The organism is Diaminobutyricimonas aerilata (assembly GCF_002797715.1).
GTDB classification, from domain to species: Bacteria; Actinomycetota; Actinomycetes; order Actinomycetales; family Microbacteriaceae; genus Diaminobutyricimonas; species Diaminobutyricimonas aerilata.
The window spans coordinates 1,926,656-1,947,463 of the sequence record NZ_PGFF01000001.1 but is presented as its reverse complement, the minus strand read 5'-3'; the positions used below and the strand labels follow the sequence as shown (position 1 = coordinate 1,947,463).

Below are 20,808 nucleotides of genomic sequence, written 5' to 3'. Positions count from 1 at the left end.
CAAGGGGACAGGAGGCGAGCGGATGACCGAGACACAGGCGCCCACGACGACCGCCTCCTTGCGCGCCCGCCTGCCGCGGCTGTTCTCGCGCGCCCAGCCCGCCGGCGCGGTCGACCGCCTGCTGCGCACGGTGCGGATGCACCACCCGAAGGCGGACATCGCCCTCATCGAGCGCGCCTATCAGGTGGCCGAACGCGCCCACGACGGCCAGAAGCGACGCAGCGGCGAGCCCTACATCACCCATCCGATCGCCGTCGCCCAGATCCTCGCCGACCTCGGCATCGGGGCAAAGACGATCGCCGCGGCCCTGCTGCACGACACGGTGGAAGACACCGACTACCACCTCGACCAGTTGCGCGCCGACTTCGGCGACGAGGTCGCGATGCTCGTCGACGGCGTCACCAAGCTCGACAAGCTCAAGTACGGCGACAGCGCCCAGGCCGAGACCGTCCGCAAGATGGTCGTCGCGATGTCGAAGGACATCCGGGTGCTGCTGATCAAGCTCGCCGACCGCCTGCACAACGCCCGCACGTGGGGCTTCGTCGCCGAGGACTCCGCGCGGCGCAAGGCGCAGGAGACGCTCGAGATCTACGCGCCCCTCGCGCACCGGCTCGGCATCCAGGCCATCAAGTGGGAGCTCGAGGACCTGTCGTTCGCGGTGCTGCACCCCAAGCTCTACGTCGAGATCGAGAGCCTCGTGCGCAACCGCACGCCGCAGCGCGAGGAGTTCGTGCAGCACGTCATCGACGCGGTGAGCGAAGACCTCAAGGAGGCCCGCATCAAGGGCCAGGTCGTCGGACGGCCGAAGCAGTACTACTCGATCTACCAGAAGATGATCGTGCGCGGCCGCGAGTTCGACGAGATCTACGACCTCGTCGGCATCCGCGTGCTCGTCAACTCGGTGCGCGACTGCTACGCCGTGCTCGGCTCGATCCACGCGCGGTGGAACCCGATCCCCGGTCGCTTCAAGGACTACATCGCGACCCCGAAGTTCAACCTCTACCAGTCGCTGCACACCACGGTCATCGGGCCGAAGGGGCGCGCGGTCGAGATTCAGATCCGCACCCATGACATGCATCAGCGGGCGGAGTTCGGTGTCGCCGCGCACTGGAAGTACAAGGAGCGCGTCAACGGCGGCAAGGGTGCCGCGGCCGGACCGAGCTCCGAGACCGACATGGCGTGGCTGTCGCGCATCTCGGACTGGCAGGCCGAGACGGCCGACCCCACCGAGTTCCTCGACTCGCTGCGCTTCGAGATCGGTGCGAAGGAGGTCTACGTCTTCACGCCGCAGGGCAAGGTCATCGGCCTGCCCGCCGGCGCGACGCCGGTCGATTTCGCCTACGCGGTGCACACCGAGGTCGGCCATCGCACGATGGGTGCGAAGGTCAACGGTCGGCTGGTGCCGCTCGAGAGCGCGCTCAACAGCGGGGACGTCGTCGAGGTCTTCACGTCGAAGAACCCCGACGCGGGGCCGAGCCAGGACTGGCTGAACTTCGTCAAGAGCCCGCGGGCGCGCAACAAGATCCGCCAGTGGTTCACGAAGGAACGCCGCGACGAGGCGATCGAGCAGGGCAAGGATGCGATCGCGCGCGCCATGCGCAAGCAGAACCTGCCGCTGCAGAAGCTGATGAGCCAGGACTCGTTCGCCGAGGTCGCGGCCCAGCTGCGCTATTCGAACGTCGAGGCGCTCTACGCCGCCGTCGGCGAGGGGCACGTCTCGACGCAATCCGTGATCGAGAAGGTCGTCGCGAGCCTGCAGACCGAGCAGGACAACGACGACATCGACGCGGAGTTCACGCCGAAGACGCGGGCGCGGTCGCTGCGCCCCTCGGATTCCGGCGTTCTCGTCCGCGGCGCCCCGGACATCCTCGTCAAGCTCGCCAAGTGCTGCACCCCCGTGCCGGGCGACGACATCGTCGGGTTCGTCACCCGCGGTGCCGGAGTGTCCGTGCACCGCACCGACTGCAACAACGTGAAGTCGCTGCTCACCGAGCCGGAGCGCATCATCGAGGTGGAGTGGGCGCCGACCTCGTCGAGCGTCTTCCTCGTGCAGATCCAGGTCGAGGCGCTGGACCGTTCCGGGCTGCTCTCCGACGTGACGCGGGTGCTGAGCGAGCACCACGTCAACATCCTCTCGGCGACCGTGTCGACGAACAACGACCGGCTGGCGCTCAGCCGCTTCGTGTTCGAGATGGGCGACACGACGCACCTCGACCGGGTGCTCAACGCGGTGCGGCGGATCGACGCCGTCTACGACGTCTACCGGGTCAGCGCGGGCTGAGGCTCCTCGTCGAGGGCGCGCCAGCGCCCGCCGACCGCGCTGCCGATGGTCACGAGCGCGTACACCGCCGCCGCCACGGCGAGGCACATCGTGAGGCCGACCGCGTCGGTCGCGACTCCCGCGACGAGCGCCCCGACGGGCATCGCCGCGCTGACCGCGGCTCCGGTGGCACCGAACACGCGGCCGCGCATCCGCTCGGGTACGAGTGCGAACAGCACCGTGTCGATGAGCGGGTTGAGCGGGCCCGCGGCGAGCCCCGACAGCAGCACGACCGTGAGCACGACCGGCACCGGCAGGTCCAGCGCCATCGCCGCGTAGGGGGGCGCGCCGGCGAGCACGAAGCACACGACGAAGGTCGCCCGGCGGGGAAGGCGGTGCCCGACCGCGCCGTAGAGCGCCGCTCCCGTGAGGGCGCCGCCGGCGAAGAAGGCGACGAGCAGACCGAGCAACGCACCGTCGTCGTTCTGGCCGGCGGCGTAGAGCGGCTTCAGCACCGTCATGCCGGCCGCGTCGATGGCGTTGGTCACGACGATGAGCACGATGAGGGCGCGGATGAGCGGATGCCGTGCGGCGAACCGCAGGCCGTCGGCGAGACTGCGCCAGTAGCCGGCACCCGTCGCGGGACCCGTTTCTTCGCCGTCGGCCGGGTCGGTCGGATGCACCGCCCGGGTGCGCGGCACGAGGAGCAGCACGATCAGCACGGAGACCGCGAAGCAGGCCGCGCTCGCGAAGAGGGGGGTCGTCGGTCCGCCGAGGGCCAGCAGGAGACCAGCGAGGGCCGCGCCGACCAGGGAGGAGGTGCGGTGGAGCGCGGCGTGCAGCCCGAGCGCCCGGGGGAGCGCGAGGCCGGCGTCGGCCGCGAGTTCGGGCAGTTGAGTGCTCCGTGCCGTGCTCCCCGGGAGGTCGAGGATCGCCCCGCCGAAGACGAGCGCGAGGAACACGGCGAACGGGAGCTGGTCGAGCGCGGCGAGCACGGGGATGGCGAGCACGGTGAGTCCGCTCGCGGCGTCGCTCACGACGCCGACCGTGCGGCGCCCGATCCGGTCGACGAGGGTGCCGCCGAAGGCGCCGCCGAGGATGAGCGGCACGGTCGTCACCGCGCCGGCGAGTCCGACCGCGAGCGGGGACCCGGTGACCTGCCAGGCGTAGAGCGGCACGGCGATCGCCGTGACGGCGTTCGCGGTCGTCGACAGGGTGTCCGCGCTGAGGAGGGCGACGAGCGGAACGACCCGACGTGGCGCGGTCACGGCTGCCGGAAGGTCGAGTACATCAGGCGGACGGGCGCGACGCCCGCGCGTCCGGCATCGCGCCGTGCTCCCCACCGGCGTGCGAGCGCCTCCAGCTCGTCGCTCAGTTTCCGCGTCTCGTCGGCGGTGAGGTAGGCGATCGTGTCGCCGCTCGTCGCCGCGTCGACCCACGCCCGCTCGAGGGCCGGTTCGGCATCGAGATAGGCGAGCTGCTCGCCGAGGTAGGACTGGTAGATGGTCGCACGCATCGCGCGTGCCGCCGCGGCGGTGCCGGGATCCTCGCCCAGCGAGCCCGGATCGAAGTGCGTCTCGAGGTGAGCGGCACGCCACCAGCGCTCCCGGCCGTCGCGGGCCAGTTCGGGGGCTTCGACCACGAATCCGAACCGCTCGAGCGTGCCGAGGTGATAGCTGACGGATCCCGGGGCGGCATCGACGAGCTCGCTCAGCTCGCCGACGGAATGGGCACCGTCGCGCCGAAGGACGCCCAGCAGTGCGAGCCGGAGGGGGTGCGCGAGGGCGCGTAACGCCTTCGGATCCCGCACATCGACGGAGGAGTGCGGCGCGTCGGGTTGCTCGGTCATGCCCCGAGGCTACTTCCACAAGGAACATTGCACAATGATTCTTGTGGGATTAGCGGTCGAGTGCCTCCTGCAACCGCGCCACCGCGCGACGCGAGTGCGGCAGGTTCGGCCGGGAGGTGAGATCGGACAGCACCGACCGGCCGTCGGCGAGTCCGTCGGCCACGAGGCGACGCATCGTGCCGACGAGGTGGTCGGCCTCCACCGGCATGCGAGCGAGGTCGAGGAGGGTCCGCGTGGGCGTGGTGACGGCGAGACCCGCGACGAGCTGCACGTCGTCGCGCACGATCGACACCTCCCGGTGCTCGATCGGCAGAGGCTTCCACGGACGCGACCGCGCATCGAGGCTGCTGCAGAACTCGGGGCGCTCGGGACAGCGATCCACGGCGCACCACACCCACGCGGCGGTGAACCGCTCGGCGATCAACCGCGGTGCCGCGAGCCGCGCGAGTGACGCGGCGCGCAAGGCGGGGGTGTCGATCTCATCGATCGCGCAATACGACGAGCCGAGTCCGAACAGCTCACCGTCGAGGCGCAGAGCGGACAGCTCCGCCACCGGGAGATCCTCCGTGTCCAGCACCGACATCCTGACCGTCATGACGACAGCCTGCGCCTCACCGGATCACGCGGGGGACGAGCGTCGCGATCTGGGGATGGCGGAGCGGATCGGCGCGCCTGTGGATGCGCGCGCCGTCCGGCGCCCGCGGAAGGCGATCAGCCGCCGAGCGCCTTCAGCCAGGCCCGGCGCGTCTCGAGAGCCTCTTCGGCCGCGGCGATCTTGCGCGCGTCCCCGGACTTGCGAGCCGAGTCGAGGTCCGACTCGAGCTTCGCGATGAGCTCGGTCAGCTGGCTCGTCATGCCCTGAGCGCGAGCCTGCTTCTCGGGGTCGGTGCGCTGCCAGTGGTCCTCTTCGAGCCGGCGCACGGCCGCCTCGACCTTGCGCAGGCGGTCCTCGATCGGGCGCACCTGATCACGGGGCACCTTGCCGATCTCGTCCCAGCGGCGCTGGATGCTCGTGAGCTTGTCGCGGGCCGACGCGCGGTCGGTGGCCTTGAGCAGCGGCTCCGCCTCTTCCAGAAGGGCGAGTTTGCGTTCGAGATTGCCCTGGAACTCCTCGTTCTCCTGCGCGTCGATCTGCGCCTTCGACGCGTAGAGCGCGTCGCCGGCCGCCTTGAAGCGGGCCCACAGGGCGTCGTCGACCTTCTTGCCAGCGCGCCCGGCGCGCTTCCAGTCGTCGAGCAGGGCGCGGTAGGTCGGGATGCCGTCGTGGCCGCGGGGCACGAGTGCCTCCGCCTGCTCCACGAGGCGCTCCTTACGGCCGCGGGCCTCCTTGTGCACGCTGTCGAGCTCGGCGAAGAACGCCCGACGGTGCTGCTCGATCGTCGAACGCGCGGCCCGGAACCGCTTCCACAGCTCGTTGCTCTCGTTCTTCGGCAGGCGCGGGCCCTCCTGCTGGTGCTTCTGCCAGCGGGCGAAGATGTCGTCGAGCGCGGCGGTGACGTTCTTCCACTGCGCCTTCGCCGGGTCCTGCGCGGCGAGGGTCTCGGCCTCGATGACGAGGGCCTCGCGCTCGGCGAGGGCCGCCTCGACCGCGGCCTTCGACTCCGCGGCCTGCTGCTCATTGAGCTGCGTCACGGTGCCGCCGAGTGCCTCGAGGCGCGTGCGCAGCGAGGCGAGGTCGCCGACAGCATTGGCGGTCGCGATGGACTGCGAGAGCTTCGCCACCGCCTTCGAGACGTCCGCCGCCGGCGCGCCGCCGCGGGCACGCTGCTCGAGCAGCCCGACCTGGCCCTCGAGGTCGGCGAACTTGCGGGCGTAGTAGGCGAGCGCCTCCTCAGGCGTGGCATCTGGGAACTGGCCGACGACCCGTTCGCTGTCGCCATCGCGTACGTACACCGTGCCGGTCTCGTCGACTCGACCCCAGGGGTTCTCTGCGTTCTCCGCCACCACTCGCTCCGAATATCGCTCGCCGACCCGCGTCGGTCGGCTGGATCACTCTATTCCACGGTCCGGCGCGGGGCCGGACCGGATCACTGCACGCTGACCGAGGTGATCGTCGTCGGCACCACGGGGGAGCCGTCGGTGTCCGACGAGCCAGGGGTGAGGCCGGCATCGGTGATGCGTGCCTTGAGCTCGTCGAGACCGCTCGTCACCGTGCCGAGCACCGTGTACCCGCCCCCGTCGGTCGGCAGCGCGGTGTCGTCGAACACGACGAAGAACTGGTGTCCGTTCGTGTACTGGGTGTCGGCACGCGCGAGGGCGATGGTGCCGGCCGGGTAGACGCCGTCGGCGGGCGCGTTCTCGACCGGACCGAACGCGTAGTCGGGCGAGCTCGCGCCCGTGCCGTCCTCCGAACCGCACTGGATGAGGCCGGCGCCCTCGCCCTTGACCAGACGGTGGCAGCTCTTGCCGGTGAAGTAGCCGTTCTGCGCGTCGGTGATGAACGAGGCGACACCCTGCGGTGCCGCCGCTCCGTCGAGCGAGATGCCGAGCGGCACGTCGTTGAGCACGAGCTCACCGGTCCAGGCGCGGCCCTCCGCCACGGCGGGGTCGGGCACGTCGCCGACGTTCTCGCCCGCTTCGGGCTCGGGAGTGGCGCTCGCGCTCGCACTCGGCTCGGGAGAGGGCGTGCCCGGTCCGCCGCTGAAGTAGAACACCTGCGCGACCGTCGCGAGCGCGGCGACCACCACGAGCGCGCCGACGGCGACGAAGTTGTCGCGTCGGCGGCGGCGCACGCGGTGCTCGTGCACCGTCTGACGCGCCAGATAGGCGCGCGTGCGTTCGCGAGTGATCCGTGCGTCGCGATCCCTGCTTCTCGAGGCCACGCGTCCTCCCCATCCTCGGTGATACCCCGAAGAACTCTAGTGGGCGTGCTCAAGGGGGTCGGACGCCGCGGATACCCTGGTCGCATGAGTCCCCAGCCCGGTCTGCGCACCGGTTCGTCGCCGCTCGCGGTGCGGATGCGCCCCACCTCGCTCGACGAGGTGGCCGGTCAGCGGCACCTGCTGCGCCCGGGCTCACCGCTCGTCGCCCTCGCGTCCGGCACCGAGGCGCAACGCGGATCCACCTCCGTGATCCTGTGGGGTCCTCCCGGAACGGGCAAGACCACACTCGCCCAGGCGATCGCCCACAGCTCGGGTCGCCGCTTCGTCGAGCTCTCCGCCGTGACGGCGGGCGTGCGCGACGTCCGGCAGGTCATGGAACAGGCCATGTCGGACCGCGACCTGTACGGCACGTCGACCGTTCTGTTCCTCGATGAGATCCACCGGTTCACGAAGGCCCAGCAGGACGCGCTGCTGCCCGGCGTGGAGAACGGATGGGTCATCCTGGTCGCCGCGACGACGGAGAACCCGTCGTTCTCCGTGATCGCCCCGCTCCTCTCGCGATCGTTGCTGCTGACCCTCGAGCCGCTGTCCGACGACGACCTCGGCCTCCTCATCGACCGCGCGGTGACCGACCCCCGCGGGCTCAACGGAGCGGTCCGCCTCGATGACGGCGCCCGGGCGGCGCTCATCCGGCTCGCCTCCGGCGACGCCCGCCGCGCCCTCACCTCGCTCGAGGCGGCCGCGGTGTCGGTGGCCTCGACGAACGAGGGCGAGGAGCTGCCGACGGTGACCGCCGAGGCCGTCGCGCAAGCGGTCGACCGGGCGCTGCTGCGCTACGACCGCAACGGTGACGAGCACTACGACGTCATCAGCGCCTTCATCAAGTCGGTGCGCGGATCCGACGTGGATGCCGCACTGCACTATCTCGCGCGCATGATCGAGGCGGGGGAGGACCCGCGCTTCATCGCCCGCCGCGTCATCATCTCCGCCGCGGAAGACATCGGCATGGCCGACCCCCACGCGCTGCCGATGGCGGTCGCCGCGGCCGACGCCGTGCAGTTCATCGGCATGCCGGAGGGACGCATCCCGCTCGCCGAGGCGGTCGTCTACCTCGCCACCGCGCCGAAGTCGAACGCCGCGTACACCGCGCTCGACGCGGCGATCGCCGATGTGCGCGCGGGGAAGATCGGACGCGTGCCGAAGCACCTGCGCGACGCCCACTACCCGGGGGCGAAGCGACTCGGTCACGGCAAGGGCTACAAGTACTCCCACGACTCCGACATCGGGGTCGTGCGTCAGCAGTACCTGCCCGACGTGCTGACCGGCACCCGCTACTACACACCGACGAACCACGGCAACGAGCGCGACGTGTCGGCACGGCTCGAGAAGCTGCGTGCGATCATCGACGGGACGCCTCCGGCACCGCAAGCTCCCGCAACCCCGGCCGCACCGCCCGCCGCGCCGTCGTCTGTCGCCCCTGCCGCCGATTCGGATGTCGTGGTATCCTGACGGCTGCCATATTCCCGTGGTGCGCGTGCGGCTGCGTCGCATCCCGGAGAAGGTGAACGGTCTGTAGCCGACCGACGCCGCGGCAGACACCCTCTCACTCACACAGGACCACCTGGTGCGCGCTCACGCGTGATCGCGACAGCCTGTGTCCCATGTCAGTCAGAACCTCCCAGTAAGGACATCCGTGCCCACCAAGTCCCAGGACCGCCGCAAGGTCCGTCTGTCGCGCGCCCTCGGCATCGCGCTCACCCCCAAGGCCGCCCGTTACCTCGAGAAGCGTCCCTACGCTCCCGGTGAGCACGGCCGCACCAAGCGCAAGGCCGACTCCGACTACGCGGTGCGTCTGCGCGAGAAGCAGCGTCTGCGCGAGCAGTACGGCATCCGCGAGAAGCAGCTGCGCATCGTCTTCAACGAGGCGCGCCGCACCCAGGGTCTGACGGGTGAGAACCTCGTCGAGCTCCTGGAGATGCGTCTGGACGCCCTCGTGCTGCGTGCCGGCTTCGCCCGCACCACCGCGCAGGCCCGCCAGCTCGTCGTGCACCGCCACATCCTCGTCGACGGCAAGATCGTCGACCGCCCGTCGTTCCGCGTGAAGCCGGGTCAGCTCATCCACGTCAAGGAGCGCAGCGAGTCGCTCGAGCCGTTCCAGGTCGCCGCCGCCGGTGGTCACGCCGAGGTGCTGCCGAAGGTCCCGGGCTACCTCGAGGTCGAGCTCGACAAGCTCCAGGCCCGTCTCGTGCGCCGCCCCAAGCGCGCCGAGGTGCCGGTCACGGCCGAGGTCCAGCTCGTGGTCGAGTACTACGCCGCTCGCTGATCGAGTGCACACGGAGGCCGGGCCCGCGGATGCGGTTCCGGCCTCCGGCGTTTAAGTAAGCTGGATCGTCGGGAAAGATCCCGTCGACACCCCCGAGGGAGACCTTCGAAAATGAAGAAGCTGCTGTTGCTCGCCATCGGTGCGGCCGCCGGATTCGTCGTGGCCCACCAGGTCAACAAGACGCCGGCGGGCAAGGCCTTCTTCGAAGACCTCGACAGCCGCCTGACCGAGTTCGCGCACGCCGTCGTCGACGGCTACACGTCGCGATCGGCCGAGCTGCGCGCCGCCGCCGATGAGGCGACGTCCGCCGCGCGCGACGCGGGCAACTGACGCCGTGCAGACCGCAGAGATCCAGCGCCGCTGGCTGAGCTTCTTCGGCGACCGCGGCCACACCGTGGTGCCGTCCGCGTCGCTCGTGAGCGACGACCCCACCCTGCTGTTCACCGTCGCCGGCATGGTGCCCTTCATCCCCTACCTCACCGATCTCGTGCCGGCGCCGTACCCGCGCGCGACGAGCGTGCAGAAGTGCATCCGCACGAACGACATCGAAGAGGTCGGCAAGACCCCGCGCCACGGCACGTTCTTCCAGATGAACGGCAACTTCTCGTTCGGCGACTACTTCAAGGAGCAGGCGATCGCGTACGCGTGGGAGCTGCTCACCTCCTCCGAGGCCGACGGCGGCCTCGGCTTCCAGGAGAAGGACCTCTGGGTCACCGTCTACAAGGACGACGACGAGGCCGTGCGGTTCTGGAAGCAGACCGCCGGGCTCCCGGACGAGCGCATCCAGCGCCTCGGTGAGGACTCGAACTACTGGTCGACCGGCCAGCCCGGCCCCGCCGGCCCGTGCTCGGAGATCTTCTTCGACCGCGGCCCGCAGTACGGCGCCGACGGCGGACCGGCGACGGACGACGACCGGTACGTCGAGATCTGGAACCTCGTCTTCATGCAGTACCTCATCGACGACGTGCGGTCGAAGACCGACTTCCGCATCGTGAGCGAGCTGCCGAAGAAGAACATCGACACCGGCATGGGCATGGAGCGCGTCGCGTTCCTCAAGCAGGGCGTCGAGAACATGTACGAGATCGACCAGGTGCGCCCGGTTCTCGACATGGCGAGCGAACTCTCCGGCCGCCGCTACGGCGCCGACCACGACGACGACGTGCGGATGCGCGTCATCGCGGATCACATCCGCTCGTCGCTCATGCTCATGTCCGACGGCGTCGCCCCCAGCAACGAGGGCCGCGGCTACATCCTTCGTCGCCTGCTGCGCCGCAGCATCCGCGCGATGCGGCTGCTCGGTGTGGACGCGCCGACCTTCGACGCACTCTTCGCCGCCTCCCGCGACGCGATGAAGGCGCAGTACCCCGAGGTCGGCCACGACTACGACCGCATCTCCCGCCTCGCCCTCGGCGAGGAGGAGACCTTCCTGCGCACCCTCGCGAGCGGCACGACGATCCTCGACACCGCGGTGGAGAAGACCAAGTCGACCGGATCGGCGCAGATCCCGGGTGACGTCGCCTTCCAGCTGCACGACACCTTCGGATTCCCGATCGAGCTGACCCTCGAGATGGCCGAGGAGGCCGGGCTCTCGGTCGACCGCGACGCGTTCGGCCGACTCATGTCGGAGCAGCGCGCCCGCGCCAAGGCCGACGCGAAGTCGAAGAAGTCGGCCCGCGCCGGCCTCTCGGTCTACGGCGACTTCCGCGCCAAGGGCGAGACGGTGTTCACCGGCTACGAGCTGCTCGAGACCGAGACCACGGTGCTCGGCCTCATCGTCGACGGCCACCCGGTGCAGAGCGCCGGCCCCGGCCAGATCGCCGAGGTCATCGTGGCCGAAACCGCGCTCTACCCGGAGTCCGGCGGACAGGATGCCGACCAGGGCCGCATCGTCGGCAACGGCTTCGACCTCGAAGTGCTCGACGTGCAGCGCCCGGTGAAGGGGCTCGTCAGCCACACCGTGCAGGTGACGACGGGGGAGGTCGCCGTCGGCGACTCCGCCACGACCGTCGTCGACCCGCTCTACCGTCACTCGGCGGCGCAGGCGCACTCGGCGACCCACGTCATCCACGCCGCGCTGCGGCAGGTGCTCGGGCCGCAGGCGCACCAGTCCGGTTCGTACAACAAGGCCGGCTACATGCGCCTCGACTTCGGCTGGAACCAGGCGCTCTCGCCGGCCACCCGCACCGAGATCGAGGACATCGCGAACCGCGCCGTGCGCGACAACCTCGAGGTGACCACGCGCATCCTCTCGCTCGACGAGGCGAAGGCGCAGGGTGCCATGGCGCTCTTCGGCGAGAAGTACGGCGACCGCGTGCGCATGGTCGACATCGGCGGCCCCTGGTCGCGCGAGCTGTGCGCCGGCACCCACGTCGGGCGCTCCTCGGAGATCGGGCTCATCAACGTGATCGGCGAGTCGTCGGTCGGATCGACGAACCGCCGCATCGAGTCGCTCGTCGGTCTCGACGCGTTCGCGGACCTCGCGGCCGAGCGCGCGATCGTGTCGCAGCTCACCTCGACCCTCAAGACGCCGCGCGAGCAGCTCCCCGACCGGATCGCGGAGCTCGTCGCGAACCTCAAGGCCGCCGAGCGGCGGATCGCGCAGTACGAGGCGAGCGCCCTCGCGACGCGCGTGCCCGCCCTCGTGCAGTCCGCCCACACCCTCGGGTCGGTGCGCGCCGTCATCGAGGATCTCGGGCGCCTCAACTCCGCCGACGACCTCCGCGGGCTCGTGACGAGCGTGCGGGAGCGTCTGGGCGCCGAGGCGGCCGTCGTCGCCCTCGCCGCGACCGTCAACGACAAGCCCGCGGTGATCGTCGCCACGAACGACGCGGCACGGTCGACCGGGGTCAAGGCGGGTCCTCTCGCCAAGGGTGCCGCGGCCGTGCTCGGCGGCGGTGGCGGCGGTCGCGACGACCTCGCGCAGGGCGGCGGGTCCGACGCGTCGGCGATCGGCGCCGCGCTCGAGAGCGTCGCAAGCCAGCTGCGAGGCTGACGGATGCGATCGGGCGTGCGGCTCGGCGTCGACGTCGGTCGCGCCCGAGTCGGCGTCGCGCGGTGCGACCCGCACGGCATGATCGCCACGCCCATCGAGACGGTGCGTCGTGACGACGGGACCGTCGCGCGCCTCGTCGCCCTCGCGGCGGAGCACGAGGCATTCGAGGTCGTGGTGGGGCTGCCCTTGTCCCTGTCGGGCGGCGACACCGCCTCGACCGCGGACGCGCGTGCCGTGGCGGCCGAGCTCGCGGCGGCGATCCCGGTTCCGGTGCGACTCGTCGACGAGCGGATGTCGACCGTCTCGGCGCAGCGTTCGCTGACCTCGGTGGGCCGTTCGACCCGCAAGTCGCGGCCCGTGATCGACCAGGTGGCCGCTGTTATCATTCTGCAACACGCCCTCGACTTCGAGCGCGCGAGCGGCACTGCGCCGGGCGTCGTCGTCGATCCCCCCGGAGGATCTCAGAACTAGTGGCCGACGAACCCAGCTGGGACGACATCTTCGCCTCCCAGCCCTCGCCTTCCCGCGACGACGACGCCGCGCGGCGAGCACAGCGACCCGATGCGGCCGACGGGCAGGCTCCGCGCCCGCAGACCCCGGACGCGGCACCGGCGGCTCCGACGGAGTCCGTCCCGCTCAGCCGGCGTGCCCTGCGTGAGCAGCAGGCCGCGGAGCCGGAGCCGGAGACCCGGCGTTCCCGCCGTTCCGGGACGGCGACCCTCGACACCCCGCCGGCGCCGACGGCGCGCGAGCGCCGCCGTCAGCGCGAGGACGACGAGGACCGCGTGCCGCTGCGCAAGCGCCTCGGATGCCTGTGGGTGCTGCTCGCGCTCATCGTGCTGCTGGGCGGCACGGCCGCAGCCGTCTATGCGACCTTCGGCGACCGCATCCGCGACGCCATCGGAGCCTCCGAACCCAACGACTACGAGGGCTCCGGCAACGGCACCGAGGTGCTCGTGACGATCGTCTCCGGCGACATCGGGGAGGACGTCGCGACCACGCTGCACGAGGAGGGCGTCACCAAGACCTTCGACGCGTTCTACGACCTGCTGCTCGGCATGAGCGAGCAGCCGAACTTCGTGCCGGGAACCTACGCGCTCCAGCAGGAGATGAGCGCGAAGTCGGCGCTCGACGCCCTGCTCGACCCGGCGAACCGGCGCGTATCGCAAGCCGTCATCCGCGAGGGCATCACCGTCACGACGATCCTGCAGGAACTCAGCGACGCGACCGGCACGCCGCTCGCCGAGTTCGAGGCGGTCGCCGCGGACTTCCGCTCGCTCGGGGTTCCCGCCGAGGCGCCGAGCCTCGAGGGCTACCTCGCTCCGGCGACCTACGAGTTCGAACCCGGCACCGCGCCGCGCGACATGATGCAGCAGATGGTGAACCTCACCATCCAGCGCCTCGACGCCGCGGGGGTGGCTCCGCCCGACCGCAACCGCATCATGACGATCGCGTCGCTCGCCCAGCGCGAGGCCGGCAACCAGGAGGACCTGTACAAGGTCGCCCGGGTCATCTACAACCGCCTCGATGAGGGCATGAAACTGCAGTTCGACTCGACGTCGCACTACGGCGCGCAGTCGACCGGGTCGGTGTTCACCACGAACGAGGAGCGTGCGGCGGTCAACCCGTACAACACCTACGTCATCGACGGTCTGCCCGTCGGTCCGATCGCGGCGCCCGGTGAGGCCGCCATCAACGCGGCTCTGAATCCGGAACCGGGGGACTGGCTCTACTTCGTGGCGGTCAACCTCGCCACCGGCGAGAGCGAGTTCACCCGCACGCAGGCCGAGCACGAAGCCGCCGTCGAGAAGCTCGACCAGTGGTGCCGCGAGCCCGAGAACGCGTCGTACTGTGAGTGAACGCCGGCGACTCGCCGTGCTGGGGTCGCCGATCGAGCACTCGCGCTCGCCCGCCCTGCACGCGGCGGCCTACCGGGTGCTCGAGCTCGACTGGGAGTACGGCCGGGCCGAGGTCGACACCGCAGGGCTGCCCGGCTTCATAGCCGGCCTCGGGGACGAGTGGCGCGGGCTGTCGCTCACGATGCCGCTCAAACGCGACGTGCTGCCCCTGCTCGACGACGCCGACGAGCTCGTCACGCTGACGGGGGCGGCGAACACGCTCGTGCTCACCGACGGACGTCGCCGCGGCGCGAACACCGACGTCTACGGCATCATGCGCGCCCTCGCCGAGGGCGGCGTGAAGGGTGTGGAGTCCGTGCACCTGCTCGGCGGGGGAGCAACCGCCGCCTCCGCCCTCGTCGCCGTGCGACGACTGGGCGCCGACCGCGCGACGCTCGCCGTGCGGAGCGCCGACCGCGCCCGGGAGGCGCTCGATCTCGCCGGGCGCATCGGGCTCCCCACCGAGGTGGTCGCCCTCGACGCGGCGCCCGGCCCCGTCGACCTCGTCGTGAGCACGCTGCCCGGACCCGCCGCCGCCGGACTGCAGGTGGCCGCGGGCGACGGCATCCCGCTCTTCGACGTGGCCTACGACCCCTGGCCGAGCCCGCTCGGCTCCCGCTGGAGGGGCCCCGTGATCAGCGGGCTCGAGATGCTGCTGCATCAGGCGGTCGGGCAGATCCGGCTCTTCCTCACCGGCTCGGCGGACGAACCCCTGCCCCGCGAGTCGGAGGTCGTGGCGGCGATGCGCACGGCGGTCGGCCTGCCCTAGCTATGGGAGGATGGCGGTCATGCTGCGTTGGTTGACCGCCGGGGAATCCCACGGCCCCGAGCTGATCGCCGTCCTCGAAGGACTGCCCGCCGGAGTGCCCGTCTCGCTCGACGACATCCGAGCCGACCTGGCCCGCCGCAAGCTCGGTTACGGCCGCGGCGCGCGCATGAAGTTCGAGGCCGACGAACTCGCGATCAGCGGCGGAGTGCGCCACGGGCTCAGCCTCGGCAGCCCCGTCGCGCTGCGCGTCGGCAACACCGAGTGGCCCAAGTGGGTCGACGTGATGAACCCCGAGCCGGTGGATCCCGAGAAGCTCACCGGGGGTCGCGGTGCGCCGCTGACCCGCCCGCGTCCCGGACACGCCGACCTCGTCGGGATGCAGAAGTACGGCTTCGACGAGGCACGTCCCGTGCTCGAGCGGGCGAGTGCTCGCGAGACCGCCGCCCGTGTCGCGCTCGGTGCGGTCGCGCGATCGTTCCTCGCCGAACTCGGCGTGCGGCTCGTGAGCCACACGCTCTCGATCGGCCCCGTCCGAGTGCCGGAGGGCTCCCCGCTGCCCGGACCGGACGATGTCGACGCGCTTGACGCCGATCCGCTGCGCTGCTTCGACGCGACAACATCGGAGCGGATGGTCGCTGAGGTCGACGCCGCACGCAAAGACGGCGACACCCTCGGTGGCATCGTCGAGGTGCTCGCCTACGGGCTCCCGCCGGGGCTCGGCAGCTACGTGCACTGGGACCGCCGACTCGACGCGCGACTCGCGGCCGCGCTCATGGGCATCCAGGCCATCAAGGGAGTCGAGGTCGGTGACGGCTTCCTCACCACGACCCGTCGGGGCTCGCAGGCCCACGACGAACTCGTCGTCGACGACGGACTCATCGAGCGGCTCAGCGACCGGGCCGGCGGCACCGAGGGCGGCATGAGCACGGGCACCGTGATGCGCGTGCGGGCCGGCATGAAGCCGATCGCCACGGTCCCGCACGCGCTGCGCACCGTCGACGTCGCCACGGGCGACGCCGCCCCCGCCCACCACCAGCGCTCGGACGTCTGCGCCGTGCCCGCCGCGGGCGTCGTCGCCGAGGCGATGGTCGCCCTCGTGCTCGCCGACGCCATGCTCGAGAAGTTCGGCGGCGACTCCGTGCCCGAGACCCGCCGCAACGTCGCCGCCTACCTCGAGTCGATCCCCGAGGTGCTGCGCACCGCCACCCCGTGAGCGAGCAGAGCCCCGCGGTCGTCTTCATCGGCGCCCCCGCATCCGGCAAGACCCGCATCGGCAAACGCGTCGCGAAGTCGCTCGAGCTGCCCTTCGTCGACACCGACGCGCGCGTCGTCGCCGCGCACGGCCCCATCCCGGCGATCTTCGAACAGCACGGCGAGCCGCGGTTCCGCGAGCTCGAGCGCGCCGAGGTGGCGCGGGCGCTCACCGAGCACGCCGTCGTGTCCCTGGGCGGGGGAGCGGTGCTCGACGAACAGACCCAGCGAGACCTCGCATCCGTGCGCGTCGTGCTGCTGACCACGTCGCCCGACGCCGTCGCCGCGCGGCTCGACAACGAGAAGCGCCCGCTGCTGAAAGACGGGGTCGACGCCTGGGTGCGCCTCGTCGAGGCGCGCCGGCCGATCTACGAGCGACTCGCGACGCGCACGTGGGACACGTCGAGTCGTCCGATCCAGCACATCGCCGACGAGATCGCCGCGTGGGTCCGCGACGCGGATGGCGCCCGACCGACCGAGACCGAGGAGAACCGATGAGCACGACGAGCATCCCGGTCACGGGCCTGAACCCCTACGAGGTGCGCGTCGGCCGCGACATCCTCGCCGATCTCGCCGCGGTGATCGGCACGGCGGCGACGAAGGTGCTCATCGTGCACGCGCCGCCGCTCAGCCGCCACGCCGAGGCGTTGCGCGCGCAGCTCGAACCGCGCTACCAGGTGCTGCTCGCCGAGGTGCCGGATGCGGAAGCTGCCAAGCGCATCGAGGTCGCCGCATTCTGCTGGCAGGTCATGGGGCAGACCGACTTCACCCGCACCGACGTCGTCGTCGGGCTCGGTGGTGGCGCGACGACCGATCTCGCCGGATTCGTGGCCGCCACGTGGCTGCGCGGAGTGCGCGTCGTGCAGATCCCCACGACGGTGCTCGGCATGGTCGACGCCGCGGTCGGCGGCAAGACGGGCATCAACACCGCCGAGGGCAAGAACCTCGTGGGCGCCTTCCACGCGCCGGCCGCGGTGCTCGCCGACCTGTCGTTGCTCGACGCGCTGCCGCGCAACGAGCTCGTCGCCGGCTACGCGGAAGTCGTGAAGGCGGGGTTCATCGCCGAACCGGAGATCCTCGAGATCGTGGAGGCCGACCCGCTCGTCGCGACCGATCCGGCGACGGACGAGTTCCGCCGCACCGTCGAACTCGCGATAGCCATGAAGGCGCGCGTCGTCGGGGAGGACTTCACGGAGCAGGGGCTGCGCGAGATCCTCAACTACGGGCACACCCTCGGCCATGCGATCGAGCACGCCGAGCGGTATCAGTGGCGCCACGGCGCCGCGATCTCGATCGGCATGGTGTTCGCGGCCGAGCTGTCGCGGCTCACCCGCAACCTGTCGGATTCCGCCGTGGACCGCCACCGCAGCATCCTCGAGTCGCTCGGACTGCCGACGACCTACCCGCTCGGCCGGTGGAAGACGCTGCTCGCGACCATGCAGCGCGACAAGAAGGCGCGCGCCGGCATGATGCGCTTCATCGTGCTCGACGACATCGGTCGCCCGGCCGTGCTCAACGGCGCCGAGGAGCCTCTGCTCTTCGCGGCCTACCAGGAGATCGCCGCCTGACCCGGTTCCCGCCGGTCGAGTAGGCGCGGCGGAGCCCGCCGTATCGAGACCCTGACGTGGTTTCCGCTGGTCGAGTAGGCGCGCGAAGCTGCCGTATCGAGACCCTGACGCGGTTTCCGCTGGTCGAGTAGGCGCGCGAAGCCGCCGTATCGAGACCTCCACGGACACGCGCTGTGGACAGCAACCACCCCGCCGACGCCGACGTGCTGCACTCGAGCCATGCCGCACATGTACATCCTGCGCTGCGCCGACGGCACGTTCTACGTGGGCTCGACCCGCGACCTCGAACGACGGCTCGGGGAGCACGGCGAGGGTGGCGTCGGGTACACGCGACTGCGGCGCCCCGTCACGCTCGCCTATGCCGAGGAGTACGAGCGCGTCGATGAGGCCTACGCCCGTGAGAAGCAGGTGCAGGGGTGGAGCCGCCGCAAGCGGCAGGCGCTGATCGACGGCGACACGGAGGCGTTGCGGGCGGGGGCGAAGAAGCGGTTCCCGGGGTCGTAGTCTCCGCCGTGCGGCGTTCATCGTGGGGGTCTCGATACGGCGGGCTTCGCCGCGCCTACTCGACCGGCGGGTGGGTGTTGCGCTCGTTCTGCCGGGCGGCGGGCCTGGTGGGCCGACGAGGCGCGCCCGCGGGGGCGCAGGTAGGGTGGGGGCGTGACGACGGTGCTGGTGCTCAACGGTCCCAATCTCGGGCGGCTCGGCAGCCGTGAACCCGACGTCTACGGGGCGCAGGATCTCGACGCTCTGCGCGCGCTGCTCGAGGCCGCGGCGCCCGAGGGTACGACGATCGACCTGCGTCAGACCGATGACGAGTCCGAGCTCATCCACTGGATCCACGAGGCCGCCGACACCGGCAGCCCGGTCATCCTCAACCCCGCCGCCTTCACGCACTACAGCTACGCGCTGCGCGACGCGGTGTCGCTCGTCACCAAGGCCGAGGGCACCGTCATCGAGGTGCACATCTCGAACCCGCACGCCCGCGAGCAGTTCCGCCACACGAGCGTCATCTCCGGCGTCGCCACGGGCGTCATCGCCGGCTTCGGGTTCGAGTCGTACCTGCTCGCCCTCACCGCCATTCGGCGGATGCACTGACCCCCGACTACACTCGACGCGGCGCCGTCGCGCCACCACCCCACCCCGGAACGGACGACTTCACGACATGGCCACGACCAACGACATCAAGAACGGCAGCGTTCTCAGCATCGACGGACAGCTCTGGAACGTGGTCGAGTTCCAGCACGTCAAGCCCGGTAAGGGCGGCGCGTTCGTGCGCACCAAGATCAAGAACGTGATGAGCGGCAAGGTCGTCGACCGCACGTTCAACGCCGGCACGAAGATCGACTTCGCCAACGTCGACCGCCGCGACTTCCAGTACCTCTACCGCGACGGCGCGGACTTCGTGTTCATGGACACGACCGACTACGACCAGATCACCATCCCCGGCTCGGTCGTCGGCGACGCCGCCAACTTCCTGCTCGAGAACCAGAACGCGACGATCGCGACCCACGACGGCGAGCCGCTCTACGTCGAGCTCCCCGCCTCGGTCGTGCTCGAGGTCACCTACACCGAGCCGGGCCTGCAGGGCGACCGCTCGACCGGCGGCACCAAGCCCGCGACCGTCGAGACCGGCTACGAGATCCAGGTGCCGCTGTTCCTCGAGACCGGCACCAAGGTCAAGGTCGACACCCGCACGGGCGACTACCTCGGCCGCGTCAACGACTAGTGAGCGCACGCACCAAGGCGCGTAAGCGCGCCCTCGACGTGCTGTATTCGGCGGATGTGCGCCGCCAGTCGATCGCGGATGCGCTGGCCGACGAGGCCAAGCGGGCGCAGGAGCAGCCCCAGCGACGTTCCTCGTGGGAGTACGCCCGCGACATCGTGATGGGCGTCGAGGAGCACTCGTCGGAGATCGACGAGCTCATCGAGACGTACGCGCAGGGGTGGACGATCGCACGTATGCCCGCGGTCGATCGTGCGATCGTGCGCATCGGCGTGTGGGAGATCCTCTTCAACGACGAGGTGCCCGACAGCGTCGCGATCGCCGAGGCGGTCGAGTCGGCGACGGTGCTGAGCACCGAGGACTCCGCCGGCTTCGTCAACGGGCTGCTCGCGCGCATCTCGCAGTCCCGCGGCTGACCCGCGGGTGCGGATTCTGCCGCAGATCGCGGCGGAACGGCGGATGTTTCGTTCGGTTACGACTCGGTTTGTCGCCTCTCCCCGCGCTCTCGTAGCGTCGCAGGCATGTCCCTCGCCGCTCCCAGCCGTGCCAGCGCGCCCGCGCTGCCGGTGACCCTGCGCGGCGTCGGCCGCAGCTTCCCGGGGTCGGGCCGCAGCGTCGCGCCCCGGGTCGTGCTCCGCGACGTCGACCTGGAGATCGGCGCGGGGGAGATCGTCGCCCTGCTCGGCCCCTCGGGGTGCGGCAAGTCGACGCTCCTGCGCCAGGTGAGCGGGCTCGACCGCCCCGACTCCGGTTCGATCGCGATCGACGGCGATGCGGTGGTCGGCATCGACCAGCGGTGCGCCGTCGCCTTCCAGGAACCGCGGCTGCTGCCGTGGCGCACCATCGAGCGCAACGTGCGCCTCGGTCTTCCCCGTGACACTCCGGGCGAGGAGGGTCGCGAGCGCGTGGCCGAGCTGCTGCGCCTCGTGCAGTTGGACGGGTCGCGCGAACTGCGTCCCCGCCAGGTGTCGGGGGGCATGGCCCAGCGGGCGTCGCTGGCGCGCGCCCTCGCGCGCGGACCGGGTGTGCTCGTGCTCGATGAGCCGTTCGGAGCGCTCGACGCCCTCACGCGGTTGCGCATGCAGGACCTCCTGCTCGACATCCACGCGGCCGAACCGGCCACCATCCTGCTCGTCACCCACGACGTGGACGAGGCGCTGTACCTCGCCGACCGCATCGTGCTGCTCGGTGAGGACCCGGATCTCGGGCCCGGCTCCGGGTCGACCATCCGCCGCATCCTGCCCGTGCCGGGCAGGCGTCCCCGTGACCGCGGCGACGCCGCCCTCGCCCACCTCCGCGCCGAGCTCCTCGAGGGACTCGGCGTGCCCTCCCACCACAGCACGCGCTGACCAG

21 protein-coding genes are annotated in these 20,808 nt (G+C 71.0%); 16 read left to right on the top strand and 5 right to left on the bottom strand.

Going from position 1 to position 20,808, the window contains the following annotated elements:
• Positions 1–22 precede the first annotated feature (22 nt).
• Positions 23–2,281 carry a RelA/SpoT family protein gene (locus tag CLV46_RS09365; RefSeq protein ID WP_100364523.1) on the top strand — a complete coding sequence of 753 codons (2,259 nt, stop codon included), beginning with the start codon at positions 23–25 and terminating at the stop codon, positions 2,279–2,281.
• Here the strand turns inward: CLV46_RS09365 and CLV46_RS09360 are convergent.
• The 5 genes from CLV46_RS09360 to CLV46_RS09340 all read right to left on the bottom strand — a co-directional run bounded on the left by CLV46_RS09360 (position 2,260) and on the right by CLV46_RS09340 (position 6,931).
• Entirely contained in the window at positions 2,260–3,528 is a 1,269-nt protein-coding gene (locus CLV46_RS09360) for an MFS transporter (RefSeq protein WP_157802283.1), read from the bottom strand. The genes CLV46_RS09365 and CLV46_RS09360 overlap by 22 nt on opposite strands.
• Positions 3,525–4,109, bottom strand: a complete 585-nt coding sequence (locus tag CLV46_RS09355) for an ArsR/SmtB family transcription factor (RefSeq protein WP_100364522.1) — start codon at positions 4,107–4,109, stop codon at positions 3,525–3,527. Before CLV46_RS09355 ends, CLV46_RS09360 begins: the two co-directional genes overlap by 4 nt.
• 49 nt (positions 4,110–4,158) lie before the next feature.
• A complete protein-coding gene (locus CLV46_RS09350) occupies positions 4,159–4,704 on the bottom strand; it encodes a hypothetical protein (RefSeq protein WP_157802282.1) in 546 nt (181 codons plus the stop codon).
• 116 nt (positions 4,705–4,820) lie between these two features.
• Positions 4,821–6,053, bottom strand: a complete 1,233-nt coding sequence (locus tag CLV46_RS09345; protein WP_211282172.1) for a DUF349 domain-containing protein — start codon at positions 6,051–6,053, stop codon at positions 4,821–4,823.
• An 83-nt stretch (positions 6,054–6,136) separates the two neighbouring features.
• On the bottom strand, positions 6,137–6,931 hold the full coding sequence (locus CLV46_RS09340; protein ID WP_100364520.1) for a peptidylprolyl isomerase: 795 nt from the start codon (positions 6,929–6,931) through the stop codon (positions 6,137–6,139).
• A gap of 84 nt (positions 6,932–7,015) precedes the next feature.
• Between CLV46_RS09340 and CLV46_RS09335 the strand changes: the two genes are divergently transcribed.
• The 15 genes from CLV46_RS09335 to CLV46_RS09265 all read left to right on the top strand — a co-directional run bounded on the left by CLV46_RS09335 (position 7,016) and on the right by CLV46_RS09265 (position 20,804).
• Entirely contained in the window at positions 7,016–8,440 is a 1,425-nt protein-coding gene (locus CLV46_RS09335; RefSeq protein ID WP_100364519.1) for a replication-associated recombination protein A, read from the top strand.
• Positions 8,441–8,624: 184 nt separating this feature from the next.
• Positions 8,625–9,254 (top strand): 30S ribosomal protein S4, encoded by a 630-nt coding sequence (rpsD, locus tag CLV46_RS09330; protein ID WP_100364518.1) that lies wholly within the window; start codon positions 8,625–8,627, stop codon positions 9,252–9,254.
• Between the two features lie 111 nt (positions 9,255–9,365).
• Positions 9,366–9,584 (top strand): hypothetical protein, encoded by a 219-nt coding sequence (locus tag CLV46_RS09325; RefSeq protein ID WP_100364517.1) that lies wholly within the window; start codon positions 9,366–9,368, stop codon positions 9,582–9,584.
• Between the two features lie 4 nt (positions 9,585–9,588).
• Positions 9,589–12,246 carry an alanine--tRNA ligase gene (alaS, locus tag CLV46_RS09320; RefSeq protein ID WP_100364516.1) on the top strand — a complete coding sequence of 886 codons (2,658 nt, stop codon included), beginning with the start codon at positions 9,589–9,591 and terminating at the stop codon, positions 12,244–12,246.
• A gap of 3 nt (positions 12,247–12,249) precedes the next feature.
• Complete coding sequence (gene ruvX, locus CLV46_RS09315) at positions 12,250–12,717, top strand: Holliday junction resolvase RuvX (RefSeq protein ID WP_100364515.1); 468 nt, start codon at positions 12,250–12,252, stop codon at positions 12,715–12,717.
• On the top strand, positions 12,717–14,105 hold the full coding sequence (mltG, locus tag CLV46_RS09310; protein ID WP_100364514.1) for an endolytic transglycosylase MltG: 1,389 nt from the start codon (positions 12,717–12,719) through the stop codon (positions 14,103–14,105). Before ruvX ends, mltG begins: the two co-directional genes overlap by 1 nt.
• Entirely contained in the window at positions 14,098–14,913 is an 816-nt protein-coding gene (locus tag CLV46_RS09305) for a shikimate dehydrogenase (protein ID WP_100364513.1), read from the top strand. The genes mltG and CLV46_RS09305 overlap by 8 nt, the downstream gene beginning before the upstream one ends.
• Before the next feature lie 19 nt (positions 14,914–14,932).
• Positions 14,933–16,126 (top strand): chorismate synthase, encoded by a 1,194-nt coding sequence (aroC, locus tag CLV46_RS09300; RefSeq protein ID WP_100364512.1) that lies wholly within the window; start codon positions 14,933–14,935, stop codon positions 16,124–16,126.
• Positions 16,123–16,662, top strand: coding sequence for a shikimate kinase (locus CLV46_RS09295; RefSeq protein WP_100364511.1), 540 nt, complete (start codon positions 16,123–16,125; stop codon positions 16,660–16,662). The genes aroC and CLV46_RS09295 overlap by 4 nt, the downstream gene beginning before the upstream one ends.
• Positions 16,659–17,732, top strand: a complete 1,074-nt coding sequence (gene aroB / locus CLV46_RS09290; protein ID WP_100364510.1) for a 3-dehydroquinate synthase — start codon at positions 16,659–16,661, stop codon at positions 17,730–17,732. The genes CLV46_RS09295 and aroB overlap by 4 nt, the downstream gene beginning before the upstream one ends.
• Before the next feature lie 219 nt (positions 17,733–17,951).
• Positions 17,952–18,236 carry a GIY-YIG nuclease family protein gene (locus CLV46_RS09285; RefSeq protein WP_100364509.1) on the top strand — a complete coding sequence of 95 codons (285 nt, stop codon included), beginning with the start codon at positions 17,952–17,954 and terminating at the stop codon, positions 18,234–18,236.
• A gap of 153 nt (positions 18,237–18,389) precedes the next feature.
• A complete protein-coding gene (locus CLV46_RS09280; protein ID WP_100364508.1) occupies positions 18,390–18,827 on the top strand; it encodes a type II 3-dehydroquinate dehydratase in 438 nt (145 codons plus the stop codon).
• 67 nt (positions 18,828–18,894) lie between these two features.
• A complete protein-coding gene (efp, locus tag CLV46_RS09275) occupies positions 18,895–19,458 on the top strand; it encodes an elongation factor P (RefSeq protein ID WP_100364507.1) in 564 nt (187 codons plus the stop codon).
• Positions 19,458–19,871: a transcription antitermination factor NusB gene (gene nusB / locus CLV46_RS09270; protein ID WP_100364506.1), complete on the top strand. Its 414-nt coding sequence runs from the start codon at positions 19,458–19,460 to the stop codon at positions 19,869–19,871. The genes efp and nusB overlap by 1 nt, the downstream gene beginning before the upstream one ends.
• 105 nt (positions 19,872–19,976) lie before the next feature.
• Complete coding sequence (locus CLV46_RS09265; protein WP_100364505.1) at positions 19,977–20,804, top strand: ABC transporter ATP-binding protein; 828 nt, start codon at positions 19,977–19,979, stop codon at positions 20,802–20,804.
• Positions 20,805–20,808: the final 4 nt, after the last annotated feature.